The following is a 6,431-nucleotide window of genomic DNA, read 5'->3' as shown; positions in this document are numbered from 1 at the left end:
CGGACTGCGACGCGGGCGTGGACGGCGAGGCGGGCGACGGCGACGGGTCGGGGGCGGACGACGGGTCGGGGGTGGCGCCCGGAGTGGTCACGCCATCACCTCGGACGGTCGAGAGGGCGGAGCAGCATCTCGGCGAGCCTGTTGCGGGTGACCTGTTCGGCGGCGGCGGCCCGCTGGGTCACGTACAGCGCGTTCAGCAGCTGGTCGGTGGCGACGACCTCGCCGGGCTCGCGTTGCAGGAACCGCTGGATCAGTTCGGCGCCCTCCTCCAGTGCCTCCTCGCCGAGATGCGCGGCGACCATCGCGGCGAGCTGTTTCTCGCCGGGCGGTTTGAGGTCGAGCTGGATGCAGCGGCGCAACAGGGCGGCGGGGAAGTCCCGTTCGCCGTTGGAGGTGAGGATGATGAACGGGAAGGCCGTGCACCGTACCCGGCCGCCCGTCACGGTCACCGGGGTCCCGTCGTCGGTGAGGACGTCGGTCGCGGGCTCGCGCTCGACGCGCCGCTCCAGCTCACGGATCGTGAACTCGCCCTCCTCCAGGACGTTCAGGAGGTCGTTCGGCAGGTCGATGTCGCTCTTGTCGAACTCGTCGATGAGCAGCACCCGGGGCAGTCCGTCGGCCGACGGCAGCAGCGCCGTACCGAGCGGGCCGAGCCTGATGTACGACCCGATGGGCGGCTGCCGTACACCGTCGCCGGAGACGGCGCGGTCGAGTTGTACGTCCTGGAGCCGGCCGATCGCGTCGTAGTGGTAGAGGCCGTCCTGGAGGGTGGTGCGGCTGACGATGGGCCAGCGCAGTACGCGGCCGAGGCGCAGCTCGTGGGCGACGGCGTGCGCGAGGGTCGACTTGCCCGTGCCGGGATTGCCGGTGACGAGCAGTGGACGGCGCAACTGGAGGGCGGCGTTGACGGCCTCGACCTCTTCGGGGCGCGGGTGGAACGACTCCACGAGGCGGCGTTTGACGCCCAGCCGGCGGGCGTTGTCGACCTCTTCGGAGTCCGGCCCCTCGGCGTCGTCCGCCGCGCCGTCGAGGCCGTCGGGGCCATCCGTCGCGCCGTCGGGGCTCCGCGCGGTGAACTCTCGCCAGGGAGGCGGATCGGGTAATTGCCGCGCACCGTCGTGCGGCAGCCCCGCTCCCCGGTAGATGCGCCAGTCACTCACAGTAGGCTCCTCATCGATGTCAGCCCGGCGTGCGCCCGGCATCCTGGACGTCCGTACCCCGCCTGGCCGTCCGTACCCCGTCCGCAGCAGGTGAGTTGGGGGCATACGTCTGTCATAGCGGTGGAGCGTGCAGTGGTTCGTCGGGAAGCGCCGGCCTGTGTGGCGGATCGTAGATGAGGACGAGGTGCCGTGCCCAGGCGGCCTCGTGATCCGTCCGCCCGTCCTGGTCGGGAGCGGCGCTGAGGTTGCGCAACACCCGTACGCGCTCGCGCAGTTCGCTGCCGGTGGGGGCCTCGCGCACCAACTGGGCGGCCCTGCGGTAGAACTCCGCGCAGTCGTCGTGCCCGTCCTCCCCCGTGCGGCGGCAGAGCACCGCGACATGGCCGGCGTGGAAGGCGCGGGTGAGGACGCGTGAACCGCGCCCGGTGGCCGTACTGGCGCAGTACACCGGCAGGGACGCGCCCGCGATGCCCGCCGTGCTCACCGACAGCCGCGCGTACGCCGCCTCCTCGCCCTCCGGCGCGGCGGCCGTGTGCCCCCGGTCCGGTACGTCCAGACACAGCGGTACGGCTTCCAGGGGCCCCCGGTCGGTGGCGCGTCTGCCGCGGTTCCACTCCGGTGTCACCCCGTCGCGCCGGCGCAACTGGTCGCGCAGCGCGACGACTCTGCGCCGTCCGATCGGGAGCGTGTGCACGCTGGGCGGCTCGTCGGCGCGCGGCAGCCGGGAGCGCCATTCGTCGACGGGCTCGTCGAAGAGGGCGCGGGGCAGCAGGAAGTCGACGGCCGCGACGTAACTCCCGGCGTCGGCGCGGGCCAGCGCCTCGCTCAGTCCCTGGCGTACGGCGGCCTCAAGGCCGTGGCGCGGGACGCCCTCCTCGTCGTACCTGACGGTGGTCGTGCCGCCGTCGGGGTCCAGCAGTTGTACGCGCCAGGGGTGGGTGCCGTAGATCTCGGGCTCGATGACGACGAGGACGTCGTCGTGTGCGCCCCGGAGACCGGGGGCCGGGCCCGCCCCGATGTCGTTGTCGGTGGTGTCGTCGTCGTCCTCGCGGTCGCCGCCGGCGAGTATCTCCAGGATCTCCTCGCGGATCACCTCGTTCTCCAGCGCGTCGGCGGCCTTGTGGACCCAGTCGCGGAGTTTCTGGGCGTGGGCGGCGCCGTGGCGTGCGCGCAGGGTCAGACAGACCGTCGCCGCGTACAGGACCACGCCTTCCTGTTCGAGCTCCTGGCCCGCCGGGGCGGCCTCGGTGCCCTCGCGCGGGTCGTGCAGCAGCCCGGCGCCCTCCCGCCAGGTGCGGGGGTCGTTGGACTCGATGCGCTGGGTGCTGCGCAGCATGCGGCGCATCGCGCCGTTCACCAGATGCAGCACCTCGCCGGGCCCCGAGGGCGGTTCGGCCTCGGCGAACAGCCCGTACAACTGGGTGCGTGACTGCGGTGTGAAGCTGTGCGGCCGGCCCTGGGCCAGCGCGAGGCGGTGGTGCAGACGGGGCCAGCAGTCACCGCGGCCCTCGAAGCGCCGCAGGTGGTGCCGGTCGTGGGCGCCGACGACCTCCGCCCACGGGGATCCGCCCGGTCCGGCCGTCTCGTCGCCGAGGGTGCGCAGCACGGTGATCGGCTCGGCGCGGCCGAGGGTCGCGTCGCCCTGCTTCTTTCCCTTGATGACGCCGACGACCGATCCGTAGCGGGTGTCGATGACGGGGCCGCCCGAGCAGCCCGGCAGCACCAGGGCGCTCTTGAGCCACAGCGCCTTTCCCCGGCGTCCGCCGGTGGCGACCGCCGTCGTGGAGACGAACTCCTCGCCGCCGTGCGCCCCCAGTGTCGCCGCCCAGCCGTACAGCTCGACCTCCGCGGGTGTGGAGGCCGAACGGTCGCTGAGCCAGAGGCAGTCGGCGAAGTCGGCGCCGGGCACCCGCACGAGCGCGAGGTCGTGACCGGCGAGGACATGGGCGATCTCGCCGTCCAGGCGCTCGTCGTCGTAGGTGGTGACCGTGACTGGGCCCCCTGGCTCCCGCTCCATCGCACCCACCCTCTTGTCCACGACATGCGCGCAGGTCACGACCCATTCGGGGGCCACGAAGAAGCCGCTGCCCCAGAAATCGGCACTGCCTGCGTCATACCCGTCGGCGGCGGGGCCGATGCGGACGACTCCCCGGCTCACGGGGTCTTCGAGGGAGCTCATGCGTCAACACACGGGGGGTACGAGGGCGTTGGCACGGCGCGTTGTCCCGCGCACCGTACGACGCGCCGCACCGCGCGCCTCTCCACGTCTCGTACCGCGTCACGTTTCGCGTCTCGCTCCGCGTCACGTTTCCCGTATCGCCCCGCGACCCGCCCCGCACGCCGCGATCCGCCTCCTGCCTGAGCGTCTTTCATCCGCACCCCGTTCCCCCGAAGTTGAGGCAAGTGGGACGAGGCTAGCCGGATGATCCCGAAGTGGGGAGTGGTTCCGGCCCCGGCGGGTCCTGCGCCCCGTCCGGTGCCGGGCGTGCCGCCTCCTGGCCCGGCTGCCAGGTGAGGGTGACGGAGATGGACGCCTTCGCCTCGCCGTCGGCGAGGACCGCGGCCACCCCGAGGCCCGGTTTGACCGCCAGTTCGATGCCGAACGTGGCACTGATCTCGCTCGGTCCCGCCGCCCGCGCCGCGTCCACCACGGTCGCGCCGACCGCGGCGATCACCTCGTTGACGCGGGCGACGCCCGACCGGAGCCGGTCGACGGCCCCGACGTCCTCGAACGCGGACTCGTCGGGCCGCAGCACGGCGACCCTGGCGAGGATGACCTGCCCGCCGGGCAGGACCACCTCTTGTACGTCGTGTTCCAACGCCACGTCTCCCCCTCGCCCGGGCCGGTCTCCCCGACCGGCCTGTTGTGCGATACCTCCCCTCCCCACCAGGTAGTTACGCTGGTCGCATGTATTTCACTGATCGCGGGATCGAGGAACTGGAGAAGCGGCGCGGTGAGGAGGAGGTCACCTTCGAGTGGCTGGCCGAGCAGCTGCGTACCTTCGTCGATCTCAACCCGGACTTCGAGGTTCCGGTGGAGCGGCTGGCGACGTGGCTCGCCCGTCTCGACGACGAAGAGGACGACGAGTAGGCACACGCGTCCCGGGCCCCGGGTCCCTGCCGGGCGCCCATCGCGATAGGTCTTGACTTCCCCCATCCACGATATATCGTGTTCAACAAGAGACGCGATATGTTGCGTCATGGCGGCCGGGTACAGGGGAGTCAGCACCATGGCAGAGTCGACGTGGGAAGTCAGCGAGCCGGAGAGACTGGACTTCGACGGCCCGGTGACGGCGCTCAGCGTCCGCCTCGTGAACGGCACGGTCAATGTCGTCGGCGTCGACGACACCGCGCCGCCCGGCGAGCAGCGCGGCGCGCGCCTGGAGGTCTCCGAGATCCACGGCCCGCCCCTGATCGTCACCCGCTCGGGCTCCACACTCACCATCACGTACGAGGACCTGCACTGGCAGAACGTCCTCAAGTGGCTCGACCACAAGAGCCGCACCCGCCACGCCGTCGTCTCGCTCACCGTCCCGGCCGGGGCGGACGTCGAGGTCGGTGTCGTCGGGGCCGGCGCCGTGGTCTCCGGGATCAAGGGGCGTACGGAGGTACGCGGCGTGAACGGGGACACCACGCTCGTCGGGCTGGCCGGCCGGGTCCACGCGGAGACCGTCGCGGGGAACGTGGAGGCCCAGGCCGTCACCGGTGACCTGCGCTTCCACTCGGTCTCGGGGGACCTGACCGTCGTGGACTGCGCGGGATCGTCCGTACGGGCGGACAGCGTCAGCGGCGACATGGTCATCGACCTGGAACCCGGCAAACCCACGGACATCAAGGTCAACACGGTCTCGGGCGAGGTCGCCATCCGGCTGCCGCACCCCACGGACGCGACGGTCGAGGCGAACACCGCGAGCGGTACCGTCTCCAACGCGTTCGACGACCTGCGGGTCGGCGGACACTGGGGCGCGAAGAAGATCACCGGCACGCTCGGGGCAGGCACGGGGCAGCTGCGGGCCGTGACGGTGTCCGGCTCGATCGCCCTGCTCCGCAGGCCACCCGCGGAAGACCCGTACGACACCGGCCACGCGTCCCACGCCGCCACGAAGGAGCACTGACATGCCCCCGGTCTTCGCCCACGGCCGCCTCCGCCTCTACCTGCTCAAGCTGCTCGACGAGGCACCTCGCCACGGCTACGAGGTGATCCGGCTGCTTGAGGAGCGCTTCCAGGGGCTGTACGCGCCCTCGGCCGGCACGGTCTACCCGCGGCTGTCCAAGCTGGAGGCCGAGGGGCTGGTCACCCACGCCACCGAGGGGGGCCGCAAGGTCTACTCGATCACGGAGGCGGGCCGCGAGGAGTTGGCGGGCCGCAGCGGTGAACTGGCCGACCTGGAACTGGAGATCCGCGAGTCCGTCTCCGAACTCGCCGCGGAGATCCGCGACGACGTACGGGGCGCGGCGGGCCAGTTGCGCGACGAGATGCGCGCGGCGGCGGCGTCCGCGTCGACGTCTCCGTCCGGGGCCGGGTCCGCGGGCAAGGAGGGCTGGCCGGGCGACGGCGAGTCCTGGCGTGCGGCGAAGGAGGAGCTGCGCCGCGCGAAGCAGGAGTGGAAGGAACAGGCCCGCCGGGCGAAGGACGAGTCGCGCCGGGCGCGTGAGGACGCGCAGCAGGCGCGCCGGCAGGCCAAGGAGGCGCAGGAGACGGCGCGCGAGGAGATGCTGCGTATCGCCAAGCAGGTCCAGGACCAGGTCCAGGGCCACTTCTCGCGCGGCGACTGGCCGACGGGGGTACGGGAAGGCCTGTCCGAACTGTCGACGCACCTCGGCGGTCTGGCGAAGGGCACGACGTGGCCCCCGTACACCAAACCGGACACGCCGGACCCGGATCCCACATGGGCGCAGGACACCCCCTCGACGGGCGACCCGGCCCGCGACCTGGACCGCCTGCTGGACCGCTTCCGCGACGACGTCCGCGACGCTGCCAGGGACCACGGTGTGACGGAGTCCCAACTGGCGGAGGCACGCGACCACTTGTCGACGGCGGCGACACGGATCGGCGCCCTGCTCCGGAAGCCTCCGGCGTAGGCGGCGGGTCGCGGGGTCGCTGGTCGCGGGTGCCACGCCGGTCGCGCCTGCGGCGCGCTGTGCCGTTGCGGTGGTTGCCGGGTGCCGCTCCGGGGTCATGGCCGGACGGCGTGACTTACGCCGCGTGCAAGGTTCCTGGACTCGCTGAGACCTCCTTGTCCACGCGGCACAAGTCAGCCTGAGTGTCCG

Annotated in this window: 6 protein-coding genes; 3 read left to right on the top strand and 3 right to left on the bottom strand. The window is 72.2% G+C overall.

The features are described 5' to 3' along the window. Positions 1-95: 95 nt before the first annotated feature. From BHU15_RS35880 to BHU15_RS35870, 3 genes are all read right to left on the bottom strand, one after another. Positions 96-1,160, bottom strand: a complete 1,065-nt coding sequence (locus tag BHU15_RS35880) for an AAA family ATPase (protein ID WP_069630930.1) — start codon at positions 1,158-1,160, stop codon at positions 96-98. A 112-nt stretch (positions 1,161-1,272) separates the two neighbouring features. Beyond that, positions 1,273-3,339, bottom strand: coding sequence for a VMAP-C domain-containing protein (locus BHU15_RS35875; RefSeq protein ID WP_079128615.1), 2,067 nt, complete (start codon positions 3,337-3,339; stop codon positions 1,273-1,275). Positions 3,340-3,574: 235 nt separating this feature from the next. Beyond that, positions 3,575-3,985 (bottom strand): CU044_2847 family protein, encoded by a 411-nt coding sequence (locus tag BHU15_RS35870; RefSeq protein ID WP_023538709.1) that lies wholly within the window; start codon positions 3,983-3,985, stop codon positions 3,575-3,577. Between the two features lie 83 nt (positions 3,986-4,068). Here BHU15_RS35870 and BHU15_RS35865 point away from each other — a divergent pair, with 83 nt between their 5' ends. The 3 genes from BHU15_RS35865 (at position 4,069) to BHU15_RS35855 (ending at position 6,242) form a co-directional block, all read left to right on the top strand. Then, a complete protein-coding gene (locus tag BHU15_RS35865; RefSeq protein WP_023538710.1) occupies positions 4,069-4,251 on the top strand; it encodes a DUF6104 family protein in 183 nt (60 codons plus the stop codon). Positions 4,252-4,390: 139 nt separating this feature from the next. Beyond that, positions 4,391-5,275: a DUF4097 family beta strand repeat-containing protein gene (locus tag BHU15_RS35860; RefSeq protein ID WP_069630928.1), complete on the top strand. Its 885-nt coding sequence runs from the start codon at positions 4,391-4,393 to the stop codon at positions 5,273-5,275. 1 nt (position 5,276) lies between these two features. Then, the gene (locus tag BHU15_RS35855) at positions 5,277-6,242 is read left to right on the top strand and encodes a PadR family transcriptional regulator (RefSeq protein ID WP_069630927.1); all 966 of its coding nucleotides are present in this window, start codon (positions 5,277-5,279) and stop codon (positions 6,240-6,242) included. The last annotated feature ends 189 nt before the right edge of the window (positions 6,243-6,431 follow it).

Source organism: Streptomyces niveus, from assembly GCF_001723055.1.
GTDB classification, from domain to species: Bacteria; Actinomycetota; Actinomycetes; order Streptomycetales; family Streptomycetaceae; genus Streptomyces; species Streptomyces niveus.
The sequence above is the reverse complement of the archived record's forward strand: the minus strand, read 5'-3'. Positions and strand labels throughout refer to the sequence as shown.